Origin of the sequence: Sulfuriferula plumbiphila (assembly GCF_009938015.1) — a bacterium.
GTDB classification, from domain to species: Bacteria; Pseudomonadota; Gammaproteobacteria; order Burkholderiales; family Sulfuriferulaceae; genus Sulfuriferula; species Sulfuriferula plumbiphila.
Genome location: NZ_AP021884.1, coordinates 1899546 through 1917777, shown reverse-complemented (window position 1 = coordinate 1917777; position 18232 = coordinate 1899546). Strand labels below are relative to the sequence as shown.

Annotated in this window: 18 protein-coding genes; 9 read left to right on the top strand and 9 right to left on the bottom strand. The window is 59.6% G+C overall.

All coding sequences use genetic code 11. From position 1 onward, the window contains the following. Both GZH91_RS09990 and gloB read right to left on the bottom strand, forming a co-directional pair. The gene (locus GZH91_RS09990) at nucleotides 1-1611 is read right to left on the bottom strand and encodes a LysM peptidoglycan-binding domain-containing protein (RefSeq protein ID WP_161984243.1); all 1611 of its coding nucleotides are present in this window, start codon (nucleotides 1609-1611) and stop codon (nucleotides 1-3) included. A gap of 133 nt (nucleotides 1612-1744) precedes the next feature. Continuing rightward, nucleotides 1745-2524, bottom strand: coding sequence for a hydroxyacylglutathione hydrolase (gene gloB / locus GZH91_RS09985; RefSeq protein WP_147072786.1), 780 nt, complete (start codon nucleotides 2522-2524; stop codon nucleotides 1745-1747). Nucleotides 2525-2547: 23 nt separating this feature from the next. Between gloB and GZH91_RS09980 the strand changes: the two genes are divergently transcribed. The 5 genes from GZH91_RS09980 to GZH91_RS09960 are packed head-to-tail and all read left to right on the top strand — an operon-like array spanning nucleotide 2548 to nucleotide 7333. Continuing rightward, nucleotides 2548-3294, top strand: a complete 747-nt coding sequence (locus tag GZH91_RS09980) for a class I SAM-dependent methyltransferase (RefSeq protein ID WP_147072784.1) — start codon at nucleotides 2548-2550, stop codon at nucleotides 3292-3294. 7 nt (nucleotides 3295-3301) lie between these two features. Beyond that, nucleotides 3302-3736 (top strand): ribonuclease HI, encoded by a 435-nt coding sequence (gene rnhA / locus GZH91_RS09975; protein ID WP_232522174.1) that lies wholly within the window; start codon nucleotides 3302-3304, stop codon nucleotides 3734-3736. Between the two features lie 25 nt (nucleotides 3737-3761). Then, a complete protein-coding gene (gene dnaQ, locus GZH91_RS09970) occupies nucleotides 3762-4463 on the top strand; it encodes a DNA polymerase III subunit epsilon (protein WP_147072780.1) in 702 nt (233 codons plus the stop codon). A gap of 30 nt (nucleotides 4464-4493) precedes the next feature. After that, a complete protein-coding gene (locus GZH91_RS09965; protein ID WP_147072778.1) occupies nucleotides 4494-5225 on the top strand; it encodes a hypothetical protein in 732 nt (243 codons plus the stop codon). Next, the gene (locus tag GZH91_RS09960; RefSeq protein WP_147072776.1) at nucleotides 5222-7333 is read left to right on the top strand and encodes an EAL domain-containing protein; all 2112 of its coding nucleotides are present in this window, start codon (nucleotides 5222-5224) and stop codon (nucleotides 7331-7333) included. Before GZH91_RS09965 ends, GZH91_RS09960 begins: the two co-directional genes overlap by 4 nt. Before the next feature lie 179 nt (nucleotides 7334-7512). On the opposite strand, the gene serB is transcribed toward GZH91_RS09960, so the two are convergent. Both serB and mfd read right to left on the bottom strand, forming a co-directional pair. Further along, on the bottom strand, nucleotides 7513-8373 hold the full coding sequence (serB, locus tag GZH91_RS09955) for a phosphoserine phosphatase SerB (protein ID WP_147072774.1): 861 nt from the start codon (nucleotides 8371-8373) through the stop codon (nucleotides 7513-7515). 4 nt (nucleotides 8374-8377) lie between these two features. Next, nucleotides 8378-11782 carry a transcription-repair coupling factor gene (gene mfd, locus GZH91_RS09950; protein ID WP_147072772.1) on the bottom strand — a complete coding sequence of 1135 codons (3405 nt, stop codon included), beginning with the start codon at nucleotides 11780-11782 and terminating at the stop codon, nucleotides 8378-8380. A 100-nt stretch (nucleotides 11783-11882) separates the two neighbouring features. On the opposite strand from mfd, the gene GZH91_RS09945 reads away from it, so the two are divergent. Beyond that, entirely contained in the window at nucleotides 11883-12509 is a 627-nt protein-coding gene (locus GZH91_RS09945; protein WP_147072770.1) for a phosphoribosyltransferase, read from the top strand. On the opposite strand, the gene GZH91_RS09940 is transcribed toward GZH91_RS09945, so the two are convergent. From GZH91_RS09940 to amrB, 4 genes are all read right to left on the bottom strand, one after another. Then, nucleotides 12506-13189 (bottom strand): dienelactone hydrolase family protein, encoded by a 684-nt coding sequence (locus tag GZH91_RS09940; protein ID WP_147072768.1) that lies wholly within the window; start codon nucleotides 13187-13189, stop codon nucleotides 12506-12508. The two genes, GZH91_RS09945 and GZH91_RS09940, sit on opposite strands and share 4 nt — an antisense overlap. Before the next feature lie 86 nt (nucleotides 13190-13275). After that, on the bottom strand, nucleotides 13276-14379 hold the full coding sequence (gene amrS / locus GZH91_RS09935) for an AmmeMemoRadiSam system radical SAM enzyme (protein WP_147072766.1): 1104 nt from the start codon (nucleotides 14377-14379) through the stop codon (nucleotides 13276-13278). Continuing rightward, complete coding sequence (gene amrA / locus GZH91_RS09930) at nucleotides 14376-14927, bottom strand: AmmeMemoRadiSam system protein A (protein WP_147072764.1); 552 nt, start codon at nucleotides 14925-14927, stop codon at nucleotides 14376-14378. Before amrA ends, amrS begins: the two co-directional genes overlap by 4 nt. Further along, nucleotides 14917-15729, bottom strand: coding sequence for an AmmeMemoRadiSam system protein B (gene amrB / locus GZH91_RS09925; protein WP_147072762.1), 813 nt, complete (start codon nucleotides 15727-15729; stop codon nucleotides 14917-14919). The genes amrA and amrB overlap by 11 nt, the downstream gene beginning before the upstream one ends. A gap of 153 nt (nucleotides 15730-15882) precedes the next feature. Here amrB and ispD point away from each other — a divergent pair, with 153 nt between their 5' ends. The 3 genes from ispD to thpR are packed head-to-tail and all read left to right on the top strand — an operon-like array spanning nucleotide 15883 to nucleotide 17591. Next, nucleotides 15883-16578 carry a 2-C-methyl-D-erythritol 4-phosphate cytidylyltransferase gene (gene ispD / locus GZH91_RS09920; protein WP_147072760.1) on the top strand — a complete coding sequence of 232 codons (696 nt, stop codon included), beginning with the start codon at nucleotides 15883-15885 and terminating at the stop codon, nucleotides 16576-16578. After that, nucleotides 16571-17059 (top strand): 2-C-methyl-D-erythritol 2,4-cyclodiphosphate synthase, encoded by a 489-nt coding sequence (gene ispF / locus GZH91_RS09915; RefSeq protein WP_147072758.1) that lies wholly within the window; start codon nucleotides 16571-16573, stop codon nucleotides 17057-17059. Before ispD ends, ispF begins: the two co-directional genes overlap by 8 nt. Next, nucleotides 17052-17591: an RNA 2',3'-cyclic phosphodiesterase gene (gene thpR, locus GZH91_RS09910; protein WP_147072756.1), complete on the top strand. Its 540-nt coding sequence runs from the start codon at nucleotides 17052-17054 to the stop codon at nucleotides 17589-17591. The genes ispF and thpR overlap by 8 nt, the downstream gene beginning before the upstream one ends. Nucleotides 17592-17624: 33 nt before the next feature. On the opposite strand, the gene GZH91_RS09905 is transcribed toward thpR, so the two are convergent. Beyond that, nucleotides 17625-18065 carry a host attachment protein gene (locus GZH91_RS09905; protein ID WP_147072754.1) on the bottom strand — a complete coding sequence of 147 codons (441 nt, stop codon included), beginning with the start codon at nucleotides 18063-18065 and terminating at the stop codon, nucleotides 17625-17627. Between the last annotated feature and the right edge of the window lie 167 nt (nucleotides 18066-18232).

Sequence of the window (18232 nt, the reverse complement as noted above, 5' to 3'; positions counted from 1 at the left end):
CTAATTCAGTACCAGCCTGGTACCCGGTTTGATTACGGTGTGGTGCTTGATGCTATTCCAGTGCTGGATGTCTTCCACCGAAACATCGAATTTTTTCGCAATACCAGACAGAGAGTCGCCGTGTTTCACCGTGTAGTGCCTGGCTTTGGCGTGGTGCGCAGACACCTTGTGCGTAGTCTCGTTATGGTGTGCCACGCTATCCGCTTCGGCAACAATAAGCTGGCTGCCTGCCCGCAGATGCTCGCCACGCAAGCGATTCCAGCGTTTGATTTCGGCAATGCTGACACCATGATGCCTGGCCAGTGCAGCGAGCGTATCGCCACGTTTGACCTTGACTGTGCGTGTCGTATGGCGCACGGCTGCTGGCGATTTCGTGGGTGCGGCGGCCAGCGCGGTGTCCACCTTGTTCCCAAGCGGCAGCATCAGGGAATAATTGGCTGCCAACCTGCCTTTGCGGGTGAGTTTGAATTCATTATGTTGCTTGAGCCAAGCCACAGTCACGCCGAATTTTTTGGCGATGGCCACCGCGCGTTCACCCTTTTTGGCCGGGTAAAGCTGCCAGCTTACCAGCGGGCGATCGTAATTTTTAAGGTTGTCGGAGAAGGCTTCGGCCCTGTCTACAGGCAGCAGGATGGGTTGGGCTGAATCCGAGCGGACAACGGGTTTTGTGAATGCCGGGTTGAGCGATTTGAATTCCTTGACTGGCATGTCTGCCAGCTTGGCCGCCAGCTTCACGTCTATTGACTGATGCAGGCTGACTGAAACGAAGTAGGCCTGATTGGGAATGCTGTCGAGGCTGAGCCCGACCATGCCGGGATCGGAAATGATTTCTTTCACCGCCATCAACTTGGGGACATAGTGCCGGGTTTCGGCGGGCAGGCTCAGGCTGAGGTAATTGGTGGGCAAACCCTGCGCCTGGTTTTTGGCGATGGCGCGGGAAACGCAGCCCTCGCCGCAGTTATACGCGGCCAGTGCCAGGTTCCAGGTGCCAAACATGGTATGCAGCTTGTCCAGATAATCGAGTGCGGCATCCGTTGCTGCCACGATGTCGCGCCGTCCGTCGTACCAGCTGTTTTGCTTGAGACCGAAATCCTTGCCGGTGGAAGGAATGAATTGCCAGATACCCGACGCATGGCTGCGCGAATAGGCCATGGGGTTGAATGCGCTTTCCACAATCGGCAGCAATGCGATTTCTGCGGGCATGCCGCGTTTCTGTACCTCCTCCATAATGTGGAACAGATACAGCTTGCTGCGTGCTATCGTGCGGCGCAGATAATCCGGGCGCTGGGCATACCAGTCGACGTGGGTTGCAACCAGCGGACTATCCAGCTGTTTGAGCGCGAAGCCGTTGCGTATGCGTTGCCACAAGTCGCCCGTATCCAGGGAGCGGGCGTCAGTCGCATCCACTGTGTCCGGCGCGGCATAACTGGCCCGGATCAAGCCGCTGGCAGGGGCGGCATCCGGACCGTTCAGCGTGCTGTCAGTCACCGGCACCGGGCTTGGGTTTGTGGCGGCGGGTGGGGGTTGAGTATCTGGGGTGGCGGAAGTGGTTGCGATGTTCTGCGCCGTGTCTGAACCGACTGTGCCGTCGGCTTCAGCGAGTGCTGGCACGGCCAGGCTCAAAGCCAGTAAGCAAAGGTACAGTGGATGGCGAAAAATTTTCAGGCCCGGGGACTTATCCATAACTGGGACTGATGGTACCGGAGCGGGTAGAGGGGGTCAAGGCGCCCGGATTTGGTGCATGTTATGCGCGAAACCCGTTTTTCATTTCACGCAAGGCTGCGAATACGGCGAGGTCGTCCGGTAATGATTTGCCTGCCCAGGATTCAGCCGCTTCACGCAATGCAGTTGCGTGGCAGCGCAAAAAAGGGTTGGTCGCTTTTTCCAGGCCGATGCTGCTAGGCAAGGTAGGTAAACCCGCTGCACGCTTATCCTGTTCGATGCGGGCGCGCTCGATCAAGGCCGGGTTGTTGCCATCCACGCTTAATGCAAAAGCGATATTGGCGAGGGTGTATTCATGCGCACAGTAGACAGCCGTGTCGTCAGGCAGTTGTGCCAGCCGGGCAAGCGAGGCAGCCATCTGTGCGGGCGTGCCTTCAAACAGCCTGCCGCAACCCGCAGCAAATAGTGTATCGCCACACAGCAAGCTAGCTGTACCATAATAGGCGATGTGGCCGGCGGTGTGTCCAGGCACCTCGAGCACGCTCAAATCCAGCATCAGCTCCGGCAGCGACACCGTATCTCCATCGCGTAGCGGCCGGGTGATACCAGGAATATTCTCGCTGGCTGGACCGTAAACAGGCACAGGATAGTGTGCCAGCAGCGCCAGATTGCCGCCGGTGTGGTCGGCATGGTGGTGAGTGGTTAAAATGGCGACAAGCCGTAACTGCTTGTCGCGCAAAAACTGCATGACCGGACGCGCGTCGCCGGGATCAACCACGACAGCGCAGGCATCGCGATGGATTACCCATATATAGTTGTCGGCAAAGGCGCGAACCGGTGCCAGATAAATATCAGAATGCATTTGAACAGGATAGCATGGCGCAAATGTGTACTTCTCTGGATGAATGGCTGGCAACGCCACTCGGCCAGCATCTGCTGGCGCGGGAGAGTGCCTATTTTGACAGCGTGGTAGCCAATGTGTTCGGCTTTAATGCTGTGCAGATTGGTCACCCCGAGTTCGATTTGCTGCGCAACTGCCGTATTCCGCAGCGTTACCGGGTGGGGTATGACGGGACAGTGGCGCTACGCGCGGATGTGGAGTTGCTGCCGTTTGCCAGCCAGTCGATGGATCTGGTGGTGATTCCGCACACGCTGGAATTTGCGGCGCACCCACACCAGGTATTGCGCGAGGTGGAACGCATCCTGATGCCGGAAGGTCATTTGATCATCAGCGGTTTCAATCCGCGCAGCCTGTGGGGCGCCAGCCGCTGGCTGAAACAGCGTGAGGGCGGATTCCCGTGGTGTGGGCGTTTTATCACGCTACCGCGTCTCAAGGACTGGTTATCCCTGCTGGGTTTTGAAACGCAGGGCGGCAGAATGTGTTGCTACACGCCGCCCTTTAGCCAGACCAAATGGCTACAGCGGTTTGCATTTATGGAAGCGGCTGGGGATCGCTGGTGGGCAATGGGCGGTGGCGTCTATTTCATCGAGGCCGTCAAACGTGTGCAGGGAATGCGCCTGATCATGCCCAACTGGCGCGAGCCAGCCGTTAAATCTGCAGCGCTGACGCCGGCTGCGCGTAATGTGGTGAACCTGAATCAATATAGAAAGTTGAAACACCCCAATGAATGACCATGGTTTGCCCGTAATAAATATCTATTCGGATGGCGCGTGCAAGGGTAACCCCGGTGTAGGCGGATGGGGTGCATTGCTGGTCAGTGGAGAGCATCGCAAGGAACTGGTCGGCGGGGAGCGCCTGACTACCAACAACCGCATGGAATTAACCGCTGTTATCGAGGCATTACAAAGTTTGAAACGCAGCAGCCGGGTGTGCATCCATACCGATTCGCAATATGTATTAAAGGGGATCACTGAATGGCTGCCGAACTGGAAACGGCGCGGCTGGCGCACCAGCGCCAACACGCCAGTCAAAAACGTGGACTTGTGGCAGCGCCTGGATGAGCTGGTCAGCCAGCATCAGGTAGACTGGCTGTGGGTAAAAGGTCATAACGGGCATCCCGGCAACGAGCGCGCTGATGCGCTCGCCAATCAGGGTGTACTGTCAGTACAGTAACCATAAAAACAGGGGAGAACCGGCCTTGCGACAAATTTTTCTCGATACTGAAACTACCGGACTCGACCCCAGGCAAGGGCATCGTATTATCGAAGTGGCCGGAGTGGAGATGGTCAACCGGCGCCTGACTGGCAACCGTTTTCATCGGTATCTTAATCCGGAACGCGACATCGACGCGGGCGCGCAACAAGTGCACGGCCTGACCAGCGAATTCCTGCAGGACAAACCGCGCTTTGCCGATATCGTGGATGAGCTGATTGCATTTTTGCGCGGGGCCGAGTTGGTGATCCACAATGCGCCGTTCGATATGGGCTTCCTCAATGCTGAATTGCAGCGCCTCGATCGCCCGCCCCTGGTCGAATACTGCCCGGCCGTTACCGACACCCTCAAGCTGGCTAAAGACCTGCATCCTGGTCAAAAAAACAATCTTGACGCTCTGTGCAGGCGCTACGCCGTGGATAGTACCAGCCGTACCTTGCACGGCGCGTTGCTGGATGCCGAGTTGCTGGGCGCGGTATATCTCGGGATGACACGTGGCCAGGAGAGTCTGGTCATGGAAGTGGAGACCGCACCCGCCCAGTTCGGTCATCAGCACAGCAGTATGCATGCCCCGTTACGGGTTATCCTGGCCGATACCCAGGAATTGGCCGCGCACGACACCGAACTCACCCGGCTGGAACAGGAAAGCCGCAGAGCCAGCCTGTGGCGCACCACCCTGGCGGAGTAACTGCGCCAATTCAAGTAAAAGCAGAGACGCGTGCCACTTCTTTCGGCACTTGCCGGCTCCGGCGCAGCCATGCGCGTGAGCTGGCTGGTATTGTGCCGGCTCATATTATTGACGGCGCCAGGTTTGCTGCTCTGTGCACCTTCCTGGGCAACAGGCGTGCTGGTGTTGTTGAGTGATAAAAGCGCACCTTATCAGGAAGTGGCAGACAGTTTTCGCGCGCAACTGCAGCATGATCGTCCCACCGTCGACGTCGCGGCTGAAGCCTCGCTGGCGCGTGCCGAAGACGCCCTGTCTGCGGACACTCGCCTGCTGGTTAGCGTCGGGATGAAAGCCACCCAGGCAGCGCTTGCGCTGGATACACGCGTTCCCATCCTTGCTGTGCTGGTTCCCAAAGACGGCTTCGATGCGCTGGACTACCCGGTCAACGGAGAATATCGGCCGATTAGCGCCATTTATCTTGATCAGCCTTACTCACGCCAACTTGCCTTGATTCACCTGGTCCGTCCCGAGCAGGACCGGCAAGAACTGGGCGCGCTACTGGCGGCTGCCAGATTGCAGAAAATGCAGGTGATCAGCGAACTGATACCCAACAGGAGCGAAATCGTGCCAGCGCTGGAGCGCTTGCTGGCAGCCAGCGACCTGCTGCTGGTGCTGCCCGGCGCGCTGCTGTATAACAAAATTGATATTCAGGCGCTGGGTATCCGCGTGCCTGACGAGATCGGGTTGCAGGAAGCATTGCCGCGCTGGGAGCAGGAGCAATGATGAAATCAAGCATCCGTCACCGGGTTCTGTTGCTGGCACTGCTGCCTGCCACATTGCTGGCACTGTCTTTAGGCTATTTTTTCACCATGTCGCGCATCACCGACCTGGATCAGGCACTGCGCACACGCGGCATGGCAATTGCACGCCACCTGGCACCCACCTGCGCGTATGGCGTGTTTTCCGGTAATAGCCAGATACTGCAGGGGCTGGCCGATTCTGCGCTTGCCGATCCGGATGTAATCGCTGTGTACATCATGAATCGCACCGGCAAGGTGCTGGCCAGCAACGGCCTTAAACAGAGCAAATTGGCTGGCACCCAGTCCGGCGACATTCTCCTGTCCAGCCAGAAAGGGATGGCGACAGTCGCCACGCAATCCAGCTCGCTAATATTTCGCATGCCTATCAGCCAGACTGAAATTCAGGCGGATGATTACGGGTTTACTTCAACATCGCCGTCTTTAGTCAGGCAGCAAGACAATGCCCCTCCTCTGGGCTACGTCACCATAGAGCTATCCCGCGCGACCACCGTGGAGCGTCAGAATGCGGTACTGCGCAGCGCCGCCCTGCTGACTATCGCCGCGCTCATTGCTACTGCCCTGTTGGCGCTGCGCCTGGGGCGCGACATCACGGTACCGATCATGAAGCTGGCTGGTGCCGTGGAAAAAATCGGCAAGGGCAATCTGGAAGTGCGCGTGCAACTGGATGGCAATGACGATGAGTTCCGCATCCTGGAAAATGGTATCAACGACATGGTGAGCGAGCTGCATCAGGCGCATGACAACCTGCACGAGCAAGTTCTGCAGGCCACCGCCAAACTCAGCTATCAGGCCAGCCACGATATGCTCACCGGGCTGATTAACCGGCGCGAGTTCGAAGTGCGGCTGGAGCGTGCCTTGTCCAGCGCGCAGCACCAGGGTAGAGAGCATGCCCTGTGCTACATGGATCTGGACCAGTTCAAGATCGTCAATGACAGCTGCGGCCATGTGGCAGGCGATGAACTGCTGCGCCAGCTCACCTTGCATCTGCAGCAGGAAGTACGCGAGCGCGATACCCTGGCGCGCCTGGGTGGCGACGAATTCGGCCTGCTGCTGGAAAACTGTCCACAGGGCAAGGCGCTGATGCTTGCCGAAACCATGCGCAGCATGGTGCAGAATTTCCGTTTCGGCGTGGGCGAAAAAACCTTCATGGTGGGAGTCAGTATCGGTATTGTCATGATCAACCAGGAAAGCGACAGCGTTGTCAGTCTGCTCACCGCGGCGGACGCAGCCTGTTACGCCGCCAAGGATAATGGCCGCAATCGCATTCACCTGTATCAGATGCAAGACAGCGAACTGGCCAGGCGCCGCGGTGAAATGCAATGGTTCAACCGTATCCATCAGGCCATCGCAGAAAACCGGCTGCGACTGTATTTTCAGCAGATCAAACCCTTGCAGACCAATGAACCGGGATTGCACGTGGAGTTGCTGCTGCGCATGATTGACGAGACCGGTCAATGCATCCTGCCGATGGCGTTCATCCCGGCAGCCGAGCGCTACCACCTGATGCCCTTGCTGGATCGCTGGGTAATGGAAAACAGCTTCAAGCTGTGCGAAGCCTATGTCGCATCTGGCGGCAGCGGACTACAAACCTGGGCAGTAAACGTGTCGGGCGCTTCGCTGTGCGATATAGGCTTCGTGCAATATCTGAAGGCGCATCTCGCAACCCACCCGGCGCTGGCGCAAAGTTTGTGTATCGAGATTACCGAAACTGCCGCCATTACAAATCTCAGTGCAGCAAACGCGTTTATCAACGAACTCAAATTGCTCGGCTGTCGCTTTGCCCTGGATGATTTTGGCAGTGGCCTGTCATCGCTCAATTACCTGAAAAATCTGAATGTGGACTACCTGAAAATTGACGGTGCCTTCGTCAAGGAGATGGCAGACGATGCCATCGATCTGGCGATGGTCGAAGCCATTAACAAGATCGGCCACCAGATGGGCTTGTTGACTATCGCCGAATTTGTGGACAGTGAGCGCGTATTGCTGATACTGAAAGAAATCGGTGTGGATTTTGTGCAGGGTAACTGGATTCACATGCCCGAAAATGCGGAAACCTTGTGCAAAACCTGATCTGTGGCGGCACGTGTCTGATGGCTGTGATCCTGCGCGATCCGCGCTGGATTAACTCTGGAAAAGCAGTTAACCGCTGAGAACACGGAGAAATGAGAAGGCAAAAATCAAGACCGGCGAGGCGTCCTGGTTTTTGCCTTCTCATTTCTCCGTGCGCTCCGTGGTTAAATTGATCGTTTTTAGATTGAATTTTCCTGGATTCCGAGCAGGGGAATGACGGCATCCAGCCCAGTGAAATTCAATGCGTAGCTTGCCTGCGCCTGCACCACCGGCTTGGCGTGGTAAGCAATGGATACGCCTGCCTCAGCCATCATTTTCAGGTCGTTGGCGCCGTCGCCCACGGCCACGACTTGTTCGCGCTTCAGCCCCAGCCCGGTACGGATGCGATTGAGATGGTCGGCCTTGCCCTGGGCGTCAACGATCTGCCCCAGCACGCGTCCGCTAAGCTTGCCGCCGACAGCTTCCAGTGTATTGGACGCGGTGTAATCCAGCCCCAGCCGTACCTGCAGGCGCTCCGCGAAGAACGTGAAGCCGCCGGATACCAGCAGTGTCTTGATGTTGTGCTGTTGGAGCGTGCCGAGCATTTTTTCCGCGCCGGGTGAGAGTTGCAGGCGTTCGTCATACACGCGTTGCAGTGCGGCTTCGTCCAGCCCCGCCAGCAACGCCACGCGCCGGGTGAGGCTCTCGGAGAAGTCAATCTCACCGCGCATGGCGGCTTCGGTAATCTGTGCCACTTGCGGTTTGACGCCGATCATGTCGGCAATTTCATCAATGCATTCTATGGTGATGAGGGTGGAATCCATATCCATCACTACCAGGCCGAAATCACTGAGCCGCCGCGTGGCCGGAATAAACCCATAATCGAGTGCCGCAGCGCTGCACAACGCCGCCACCGCGGCCTGGCTGTCCGGATTCGCGCCCAGCAGCCGGAACGCCTGCTGCGAGATGGCCTGAATCCTGTGTGCACCGCTTAGCCTGGCGAGCTGTTTCAGGAACTCGGTGGCAATGAATTCAGCCTGAATAATTAAATTATAATTCATGATATTAAGATAGATCTTTAAACAATTTTCTAATATTGTCCACGCGGTTTGCCAAAGTCGGCGCGGCGACCGTCACGCGTAGCCTGTTCTGGCCGGCCAGCTTGAAATTGCGCCGGGTCTGGATCAGCTCAATAATCCGCGCCGGGTTGATCGGCGGGTTGGGCACGAACTGGATGCTGATCGCCTCGCTGGAGGCATCCAGCTTGGCAATCCCCAGCGGTTTGGCCAGCAGGCGCAGGCGGTGCGATTCCTGCAGTGCCTGCGCCGGTTCCGGCAGCAGGCCGAAGCGGTCCACCAGCTCGGCGTGCAGGTCGTCCAGCTCGTCGCTGCTGCTGCAGTTGGCAAAGCGTTTGTACAGCACCAGCCGCTCGTGGATGTCGCCGCAGTAGCTGTCAGGCAGCAGGGCAGGTGTGTGCAGATTGATTTCAGTGGTCACCCCGAGCGGCTGGTTCATGTCCGGTTCGATGCCTTTTTTCAGCGCTGCCACGGCGTGATTGAGCATGTCGTTGTACAGGCTGAAACCGATCTCCTGCATGCTGCCGCTTTGTGAATCGCCCAGCACCTCGCCGGCGCCGCGTATCTCCAGATCGTGCATGGCGAGATAAAAGCCCGCACCCAGGTCTTCCATCGTCTGCAAGGCTTCCAGGCGCTTTTTGGCAGCAGGGGTGAGTGCCTCTTCCTCCGGCGTGAGCAGATAGGCATAGGCCTGGTGGTGCGAGCGCCCGACGCGGCCGCGCAACTGGTGCAGCTGCGCCAGGCCGAACTTGTCGGCGCGGTTCATGATGATGGTGTTGGCGGTGGGAATATCAATCCCGGTTTCGATGATGGTGGTACACAGCAGCACATTGACGTGTTGCTGATGGAAGTCGCGCATCACGTGCTCCAGTTCGCGCTCCGGCATCTGGCCGTGGGCAACGCGGATGCGCGCTTCGGGCAGCAGTTTGGCGAGCTTGGCTTCCATGTTGAGGATGGTTTCCACCTCGTTGTGCAGGAAATACACCTGGCCGCCGCGTTTCAGCTCGCGCAGCACCGCTTCGCGGATCACGCCATCCGAGTAGCGCGACACGAAGGTCTTGATCGCCAGGCGCTTCTGCGGGGCGGTGGCGATCACCGAAAAATCGCGGATGCCTTCCAGTGACATTGCCAGCGTGCGCGGGATGGGAGTTGCGGTCAATGTCAGCACGTCCACTTCGGCGCGCAGTACCTTCATCTGCTCTTTTTGACGGACGCCGAAACGGTGTTCCTCGTCGATGATGACCAGGCCGAGGTTCTTGAACACCATATCCTTCTGCAGCAGCTTGTGAGTGCCGATGACGATGTCGATCCTGCCTTCTGCCAGCCCGGCCAGCGCCTGGCCGATTTCCTTGGCGGAGCGGAAACGTGACAGCTCGGCGATTTTTACCGGCCAGTCGGAAAAGCGGTCGGAAAAAGTCTGGAAATGTTGCTCGGCGAGCAGCGTGGTGGGTACCAGTACGGCGACCTGGCGGCCATCCATCAGCGCCACAAATGCAGCGCGCAACGCGACCTCGGTTTTGCCGAAACCCACATCACCGCACACCAGCCTATCCATCGGTTTGGCCGTGCACAAGTCAGCAATCACCGCCTGAATCGCGGCGGCCTGGTCGGGCGTTTCTTCAAAACCGAAGCCTTCGGCAAACGCCTCGTAATCATGCGGTCTGAGCGTAAACGCATGGCCCTCGCGCGCCGCGCGCCGCGCATACAGATTGAGCAGCTCGGCCGCAGTGTCGCGCGCCTGCTGCATGGCGCGGCGCTTGGCTTTTTCCCACTGGCCGCTGCCGAGCCTGGACAACGGCGCGGATTCGGGCGACGCGCCGCTGTAACGCCCGATCAGATGCAGTTGCGACACCGGCACGTAAAGCTTGTCGTTGCCTGCATATTCCAGCAACAGAAATTCGGTCTCGCCTTCACCCGGATCCATGCTGATGAGACCAAGATAACGCCCGATTCCGTGGTCGGCGTGCACCACCGGGTCGCCCACCTTGACTTCGGACAGGTCGCGCAACATGCCGTCCACCTGGCTGCGGCGTCCGTCGCGGCTGCGCGCACGCACCGTGGTGGCGTACAGTTCGGTCTCGGTGACGAAGGCGCTGGGTATATCTGCTTCAAGAATAAAGCCATGACCAAGCGGGGCAACGCCCAGCAAGAGGCGGGCAGCCTGTACCATGCAGCTCTGGTAATCCTCGCACAGCGTGGGTTTGAGTCCGTATTCGGCGAAATACTGCGCCATGGTTTCGCGCCGTCCCAGGCTCTCCGCCAGCAGCACAACCCGGCCTGAAAAGCGCCTGATGAAATCCTTGATGCGGTGCAAGGGATCGTCGGCGCGGCGTTCGACTTCCAGCTTGGGCAGCGGGCGCGTGCTACCGCCTTCGGTATCGCCCTGGCTGAGCTCAACGCGCGGATAGCCTTTCAGTCCGCCGAACAGTGCGTCTACTGAAAGAAACAGGTCGGCGGGCGGCAACAAAGGTCGCTGCGGATCGCCGCGCAGCAGCTTGTAGCGCGATTCGGTGTCGCGCCAGAAATCCTGCGCGGCGGCCTCCACATTGCCGTGCAGGCAGAGCAGGGCATTGTCCGGCAGGTAATCGAACAGGCTGGCGGTGGCCTCGAAAAACAGCGGCAGATAATACTCGATGCCCGCTGGCGCCAGACCGTTGCTCACGTCCTTGTAGAGCTGGCGCTTGGAGGCGTCGCCCTCGAAACGGTCGCGGAAATTTTCGCGGAAGCGTGCAATACCGGCCTCGTCCAGCGGAAATTCGCGCGCCGGCAACAGGCGAATTTCATTCACCGGGTAGATGCTGCGCTGGGTATCCACGTCAAAGGTGCGGATAGTCTCGATTTCATCGTCGAACAGGTCAATGCGATACGGCAGCGGGCTGCCCATCGGGAACAAATCCAGCAGGCCGCCGCGCACGCTGTATTCGCCGGGGGAAATGACCTGGCTCACGGCGGTGTAGCCGGCCAGTGTCATCTGCCCGCGCAGTGCGTTTAAATCCAGCTTCTGGCCTTGTTTGAGAAAAAACGTATAAGCACCCAGATAGGCGGGTGGCGCCAGACGGTACAGCGCCGTGGTCACCGGTACGATGGCCGCATCGCACTGGCTTTGAGAAATCTGGTAGAGCGTGGCCAGACGTTCGGAAACCAGATCCTGATGCGGTGAAAAATGGTCGTAAGGCAGGGTTTCCCAGTCCGGCAGCAGGTTTGTTTTCAGATTCGGCGCGAACCAGCGGATTTCCTCCAGCAGCCGCTGGGCGTCCAGGGCGTTGGCGGTGAGCACCACCAGCGGGCGCGCCAGCCCGGCCAGCTCGGCCAGCGCCAGTGCATCGGCAGAGCCGGTCAGCGGCGGCAGGCGGACGCGTTGTCCAGGGGAGGGGAGCGGCTGATTGAAAAGCATGTTGGATCGCAAATGAACGCATTATAACTTTTCGTGCTGGAAATAACCGCGGGCAAGGCTATCTTGAAAGCGGGACGTTTTATCTTTTAAGAGGTCTGCCATGTTATTTCGTGACCGTGACCACGCCGCACAGCAACTGGCAGCGGCGCTTTCGACCTACCAGGGCAAGCATCCGCTGGTACTGGCGGTTCCGCGCGGTGCCGTGCCAATGGGGCGCATCATCGCGGACGCACTGGGCGGCGAGCTGGATGTAGTCCTGGTGCGGAAACTGCCAGCGCCGTTCAATCCGGAATTCGCCATCGGCTCGGTGGACGAATCGGGAGATACCTATATTGCGGATTACGCGGCTTCCGCCGGTGGCACGCCGGAATATATCGAACAGGAAAAGCAGCGCCAGCTGGCAACCATCCGCCGCCGGCGTGCGGAATATACGCCGCTGCACCTGCCTATCGATCCGGCCGGGCGCATTGTCATAGTCGTGGACGACGGGCTGGCCACCGGCGCCACCATGATTTCCGCCCTGCATGGCTTGCGCTCGCGCAATCCGGCCAGACTCGTGTGCGCGGTGCCGGTGGCGCCGCAAGATACGCTGGAGCGGGTGGGACAATATGCCGATGAAGTGGTATGTCTGGAAACCCCGTACAACTTTCAGGCAGTGGGACAGTTTTACCGCGATTTCCCACAGGTGGAAGATGCGGAGGTAGTCAGGATTTTGCGTCGCGATTAATGTGGCGAGGGAATGCCGCCCTGCGGCTGATTGGATTTGAAGTAATATCCAAACCACGTTGCTGCCTGGTGAGCCACTTCCTCCAACGTGCCGGGTTCCTCGAACAGGTGGGTGGCGCCGGGAACGATGGTAAGCCGTTTTTCGCAGTTCATCCGCGCGTAAGCTTGCCTGTTGAGATCGATCACTACATCGTCGAAACCGCCCACCAGCAGCAGGGTGGGGGAAATCAGCCGACCCAGGGCGTCGGACCCGGCCAGGTCGGGGCGGCCGCCGCGCGATACCACGGCGGCAATTTTTTCGCCCAGTTCGGCGGCGCCCTGCAAGGCGGCAGCGGCGCCGGTGCTGGCACCGAAATAGCCAATCGGCAAGGTGCGGCAAGCGGCATGGTTGTTCACCCAGGCGGTGGCGGCCAGCAGGCGCCGGGTCAGCAAGGAGATGTCGAAGCGGGTTTGGTAAGCGCTGTCCTCCTCGCGCGTGAGCAAGTCCATCAGCAGCGTCCCTATCCCGGCTTCGCGCAGTACCCGCGCCACGTAGTTATTGCGCGGGCTGTGGCGGCTGCTGCCGCTGCCATGAGCGAACAGGACGACGCCCGCAGCGTCTTCCGGCAATTCCAGCATGCCCGCAATGTGGATGTCACCTTCTGGTATATGTGCGCGTTGCTCCAGTTCGGGCGTTGCCATTAGCTTTGTCTCCTTCCGAATCCCCGACGGCCTGCTCACGGGATTGCCTATTTTGGGCACTCCTGAGCTATGCTCGACGGTTTAAATCACCCCCCGCGCCGCATGTTGATGGCAATGGGAATACGCCGCCGCCCAAACTGGCTGTTAAATGTCTCGAACCGCCCGGCGAGCTGCGCACCGCAATCCGGGCAATGGCCTTGCGGGGTGAGCCGGTACTGGATGATCTGGTGCCAGTCACGCACGATCAGCGGCGCGTGGCAACTGGGACAAGAGGTGGTGCCCCCCACCAGGTCATATACGTTGCCAGTATAAACGTAGCGCAGACCGGCACGCAGGGCAATGTCGCGGGCACGGGTGAGCGTCGCAGGCGGGGTGGCGGGCAGATCTTCCATTTTGTAGTCGGGATGGAAGGCAGTGAAGTGGAGCGGTACGTCCGGCCCCAGTGCGCGCATGATCCACTGGCCCATGGCGGTGAGCTCCTCATCCGAGTCGTTTTTGCCGGGAATGAGCAGGGTGGTGATCTCGAACCACACGTCGGTGTGATGCCTGAGGTACACCAGCGTGTCCAGAACCGGCTGCAATTGCGAGCCGGTGAGTTTGAAGTAGAAATCCTCGGTGAAGGCTTTCAGGTCCACGTTGGCGGCATCCATTTTGGCGTAGAAGTCGCGCCGCGGCTGATCATGCATATATCCCGCCGTCACCGCAACGGTTTTGATCCCGCGCGCATGGCAGGCATCCGCCACGTCCATGGCGTATTCGGCAAAAACCACCGGATCGTTGTAGGTGAACGCCACGCTCTTGCAGCCGTGCTGCTCGGCCGCGTCGGCGATGGCTGCGGGCGATGCCTGATCCATCAGGCGGTCCATGTCCCTGGATTTGCTGATGTCCCAGTTCTGGCAGAACTTGCACGCCAGATTGCAGCCGGCTGTACCAAAGGACAGCACACTGCTGCCGGGATAGAAATGATTGAGCGGTTTCTTCTCGATGGGATCAATGCAAAATCCCGAGGAGCGGCCATAGGTGGTCAGGAACATCTGCGCGCCGACGCGCTGGCGTACAAAGCAGGCACCGCGCTGTCCCTCGTGCAGCTTGCAGTCGCGCGGGCACAGGTCGCACTGGATGCGGCCGTCCTCGATAAAATGCCAGTAGCGGGCAGGGTAGCCGGATGCGGCTGTCATTGGGGTGCTCATAGCGCACTCTCCCTCCATTTGCTCACGCTATAGCGCGACAGGCGTAAATCTTCAGCCCAGAAATTCTCCGGCAGACCGGCCTTGCGCTTCAAGTGGGCCATGAATAATCCCGGCTCCGGCAACTGCTCCCACACCTGGGGCAGGAAGGTGCTGCGGTAGTGGCGGTATTCGAGCACCACACCGTCCATGCCGGGGCGCAATGCCGCCAGGGCGTCCGTCTCGCCAGCGAAATCGATGGGCTGGATCGGCGAGAGCAGCGACACTTCCACCTCGGTAATACCCAGTTCACTGTGCTGCAATGGCTCGAAACGCGGGTCGCGGAATGCTGCCGCCAGTGCGTTGGATTTGATGTCTGACAGCAATGGGCGATGCGCCTCCAGCGTGCCGATGCAGCCGCGCAGCTCGCCCTGCTGGGTCAGCGTGACGAAGCTGGCGCCGGGAGCATGCAGGCACGGTGCGGATTCATCCGCCCGCGCCGGATTACCCAGGGCGTCGGCGATGGTCGCACGGGCTATGGCGAGCAGCGTTTTTCCCAGTTCAGTGGTCATGGGTTTCATCCTCGTAAAAGGCAAAAGCAGCGTAGCCTACTACCCGGCTTTTGTCGCCGGCGGTATCGCCGGAATTGCGCAAGTCGAGCAGTTCCGCTTGCAACCCGTGACCCCTGGCGGCCAGCAGCAGGCCGTTCACCGGCGTGGCGCCGCAAGCCTGGTCGTGGTTGATATCCGCATGCAGGTCGAGCACGGCCTGGGCAGTTACCGCATCCAGTTGTTGCGCGGTGGCGTAGGGCAGGTAGTGCGACAGGTCGGAACTCACCACAATCAGGGTTTCATCGTTGCCCCACAGACGCTCCAGCACTTCAGCGACTTCATTGGCGCTGGCGTCGCCTACCGCCAGCGGCACCAGTTTGAACTCGCCCAGCACGCTTTGCAAAAAAGGCAGGTGCACCTCCAGCGCGTGTTCCTGGGCGTGGCAACGATCGTTTATCACCACTTGCGGCAGATCAGCCAGTGCAGCCAAAGCTCCGGTATCCAGCAGTACTTCGCCCATGGGGCTGGCGAAAGCCTGCACGCTGGGCGCCGCCAGACCACGTACCGGCACCCGGTGTACCGGCCCCAGCAAGACTACGCGGTGTACCTTGCCGCGCAGCGGGCGCAGCCGGGCGTAGCCACTGGCGGCGATGGCGCCGGAATAGACGTAACCGGCGTGGGGCACGATCACGGCCTTGGGTGGACGCGCGGCTTCGGTGGCCTGGGCGTTCTCCAGCAAAGCCTGCACCTGGCCGGCCAGCAGGCCGGCCTCAGCCGGGTAGAACAGTCCGGCGACTGCGCACGGACGGGTGGTTGCAGACATATCAGCTTCCCCACTTAATCCCAATGGTCTCAATGATTCCAATGTGGAGGCGATTGCCGCCAAGACAATATAGTCTCTTCAGATTTTAGACCCACACCGCTTGCGCAGATTATTCATCCCGCCGGATAATCCGTATCTTTGCGCACCGCCAATATGGCTGACCATTACGCCCTGATTCCTGCAGCAGGCAACGGCTCCCGCATGGGAGGGAAGCGGCCCAAACAGTACCTCGACCTTGCCGGCAAGCCAATGATTTACCATGCCTTGCGGCGGCTTGCCGGCTCTCCGCGCATCCGCCGGGTGTATGTGGTGATCTCGCCCGCGGACGCTTACTGGGATGATTACGACTGGCGCGAATTCGCGTCCAAGTTAAGCGTATTGCGCTGCGGCGGCAGCATTCGTGCCGACAGCGTGCGCAATGGACTGGTGGCGATGGCAAGCGAGGTGGCGGAAAACGACTGGGTGCTGGTGCACGATGCCGCGCGCCCCTGCCTTTCCGCAGCCCAACTTGACCGCTTGCTGGATGAAGCGGGCAGCGACCCGGTGGGTGGATTGCTGGCGATGCCGGTAGCAGACACGCTCAAGCGCGCCGATACCAGCCGGCATGTGTGCACGACCGAGCCGCGCGAAGGGCTATGGCAGGCGCAAACTCCGCAGATGTTCCGTCATGTCATGCTGCTGCATGCCCTGCACCAGATGCGCGATACGGTGCCCACCGACGAGGCGCGCGCCATCGAGGCGCTGGGACACCGCCCCTTGCTGGTGGCGGCGGACAACAGCAATTTCAAAGTGACTTATCCGCGCGATCTCTATCTGGCGCGTCTGATCCTGGAGAATCCGGATGACTGATTTACGCATTGGGCATGGTTTTGACGTTCACGCCTTCGCAGCACAGCGCAAGCTCATCATGGGCGGCGTGGAGATTGCCCACCCGCTGGGTCTGGCCGGGCATTCCGACGCGGACGTGCTGGTGCACGCGATCTGCGATGCGCTGCTGGGCGCGGCGGGGCTGGGTGACATCGGCCGCCACTTCCCCGATACCGATGCCCGCTTCAAGGGCATAGACAGCCGCCACCTGCTGCGTGAAGTGGCGCGCCTGTTGACCGAGCGCGGTTACAGCGTGGTGAACGTGGATTCCACCATTATCGCCCAGGCCCCCAAAATGGCGCCACATATTGCGCGGATGCAGGCAAATATCGCCGGGGATTTGGGCGTGGCGCTGGATGCCGTCAACGTCAAGGCCACCACCACTGAAAAGCTCGGTTTCACCGGACGCGGCGAAGGCATCGCTGCGGAAGCGGTGTGTTTGTTGAGCCGGCACGGTGGCTGATAAGCAGCCGGCAACGCTGCGGGTATTTTTCGCGCTGTGGCCGGACCGTGCATTGCAAACCGCGCTGCATCGCCTGGGAAGCCGCCTCAGCGCAGATTGCGGCGGGCATGCCATGCGTCCGGAAACCCTCCACCTCACCCTGGCTTTCATCGGTGCGCTGCCCGTTTACCAGTTGCAACAACTGTATGCGGCTGCAGCGCAAATCAGTTCGCCAGCATTCGATTGGCAAATAGACCGGGTAGGCTACTGGTGCCGCAATCAGATACTCTGGGCAGGCACCAGCCAGCCGCCCGCGGCGCTCACCAGTCTGACCAGCCGCCTGCATGCCGCGCTCAATGATGCCGGGCTGGCTTTTGACGACAGCAAGCCGTTCGCTCCGCACATTACCCTGTTGCGAAAAGCCCGCTGCGAACAGCCTATACCGCCTCCCCGGGCATTGTATTGGCAGGTACGCGAGTTTGTCCTGGTGCAATCGGAAACCACGGCTGAGGGTACAAATTACCGCGTGATGCGGCGCTGGCCATTGATGTGAAACCCTCACCCGCAGCGGGCGAGGGAGGGCCGATCAAAGATAGATACAGTGCTCCAGATGCCCGGAGAGTTCCCTGGGCGTGGCGCGCGTGTAGTCCTTTTCGATGGTTTCACTCACCAGATTGCGTACATGGCCGGTTAGCCGCTGGTTGAGTACACCGATGAATGGCGAAGAGGCCACCATAATGAGACGTCCATAGTGGTTGGAAGCACGCCCATGCTCCAGTTCCTTCGATAATTCCTGGGCGAAACGTTCGGCTTCATGCTGTTTCGGATCAGTAGCGGGTACGAAAGACCCATGGCCGTTACCTGAACCGGGATTGTGGCCGGGGCGGTCGGAGACCAGATCCGAGGCTTTTTCGCGACTTTCTGGATGGCTGAGTTCCTTGAGGAGCTGGAGACCCTGTTTCGGGCCATTATTGATATAGAGGCGGGCTAGACTTGCGTTTGCTACAACGATCCAGGTAGTGGTCATGGTTCCTCTTTTCATCAGCAATTAAACCCGCAAAACATTGAACCGGCATGCGCCGCAACCGGTTACACCCCATTCCAGGCTGGAGCTGTCAGGAATGAGGCCGTTTCACCCAGTCGATTTCACGATTCACGCGGCCAGGACAAGTTCCTTGGGCAGGGGGTCTATGA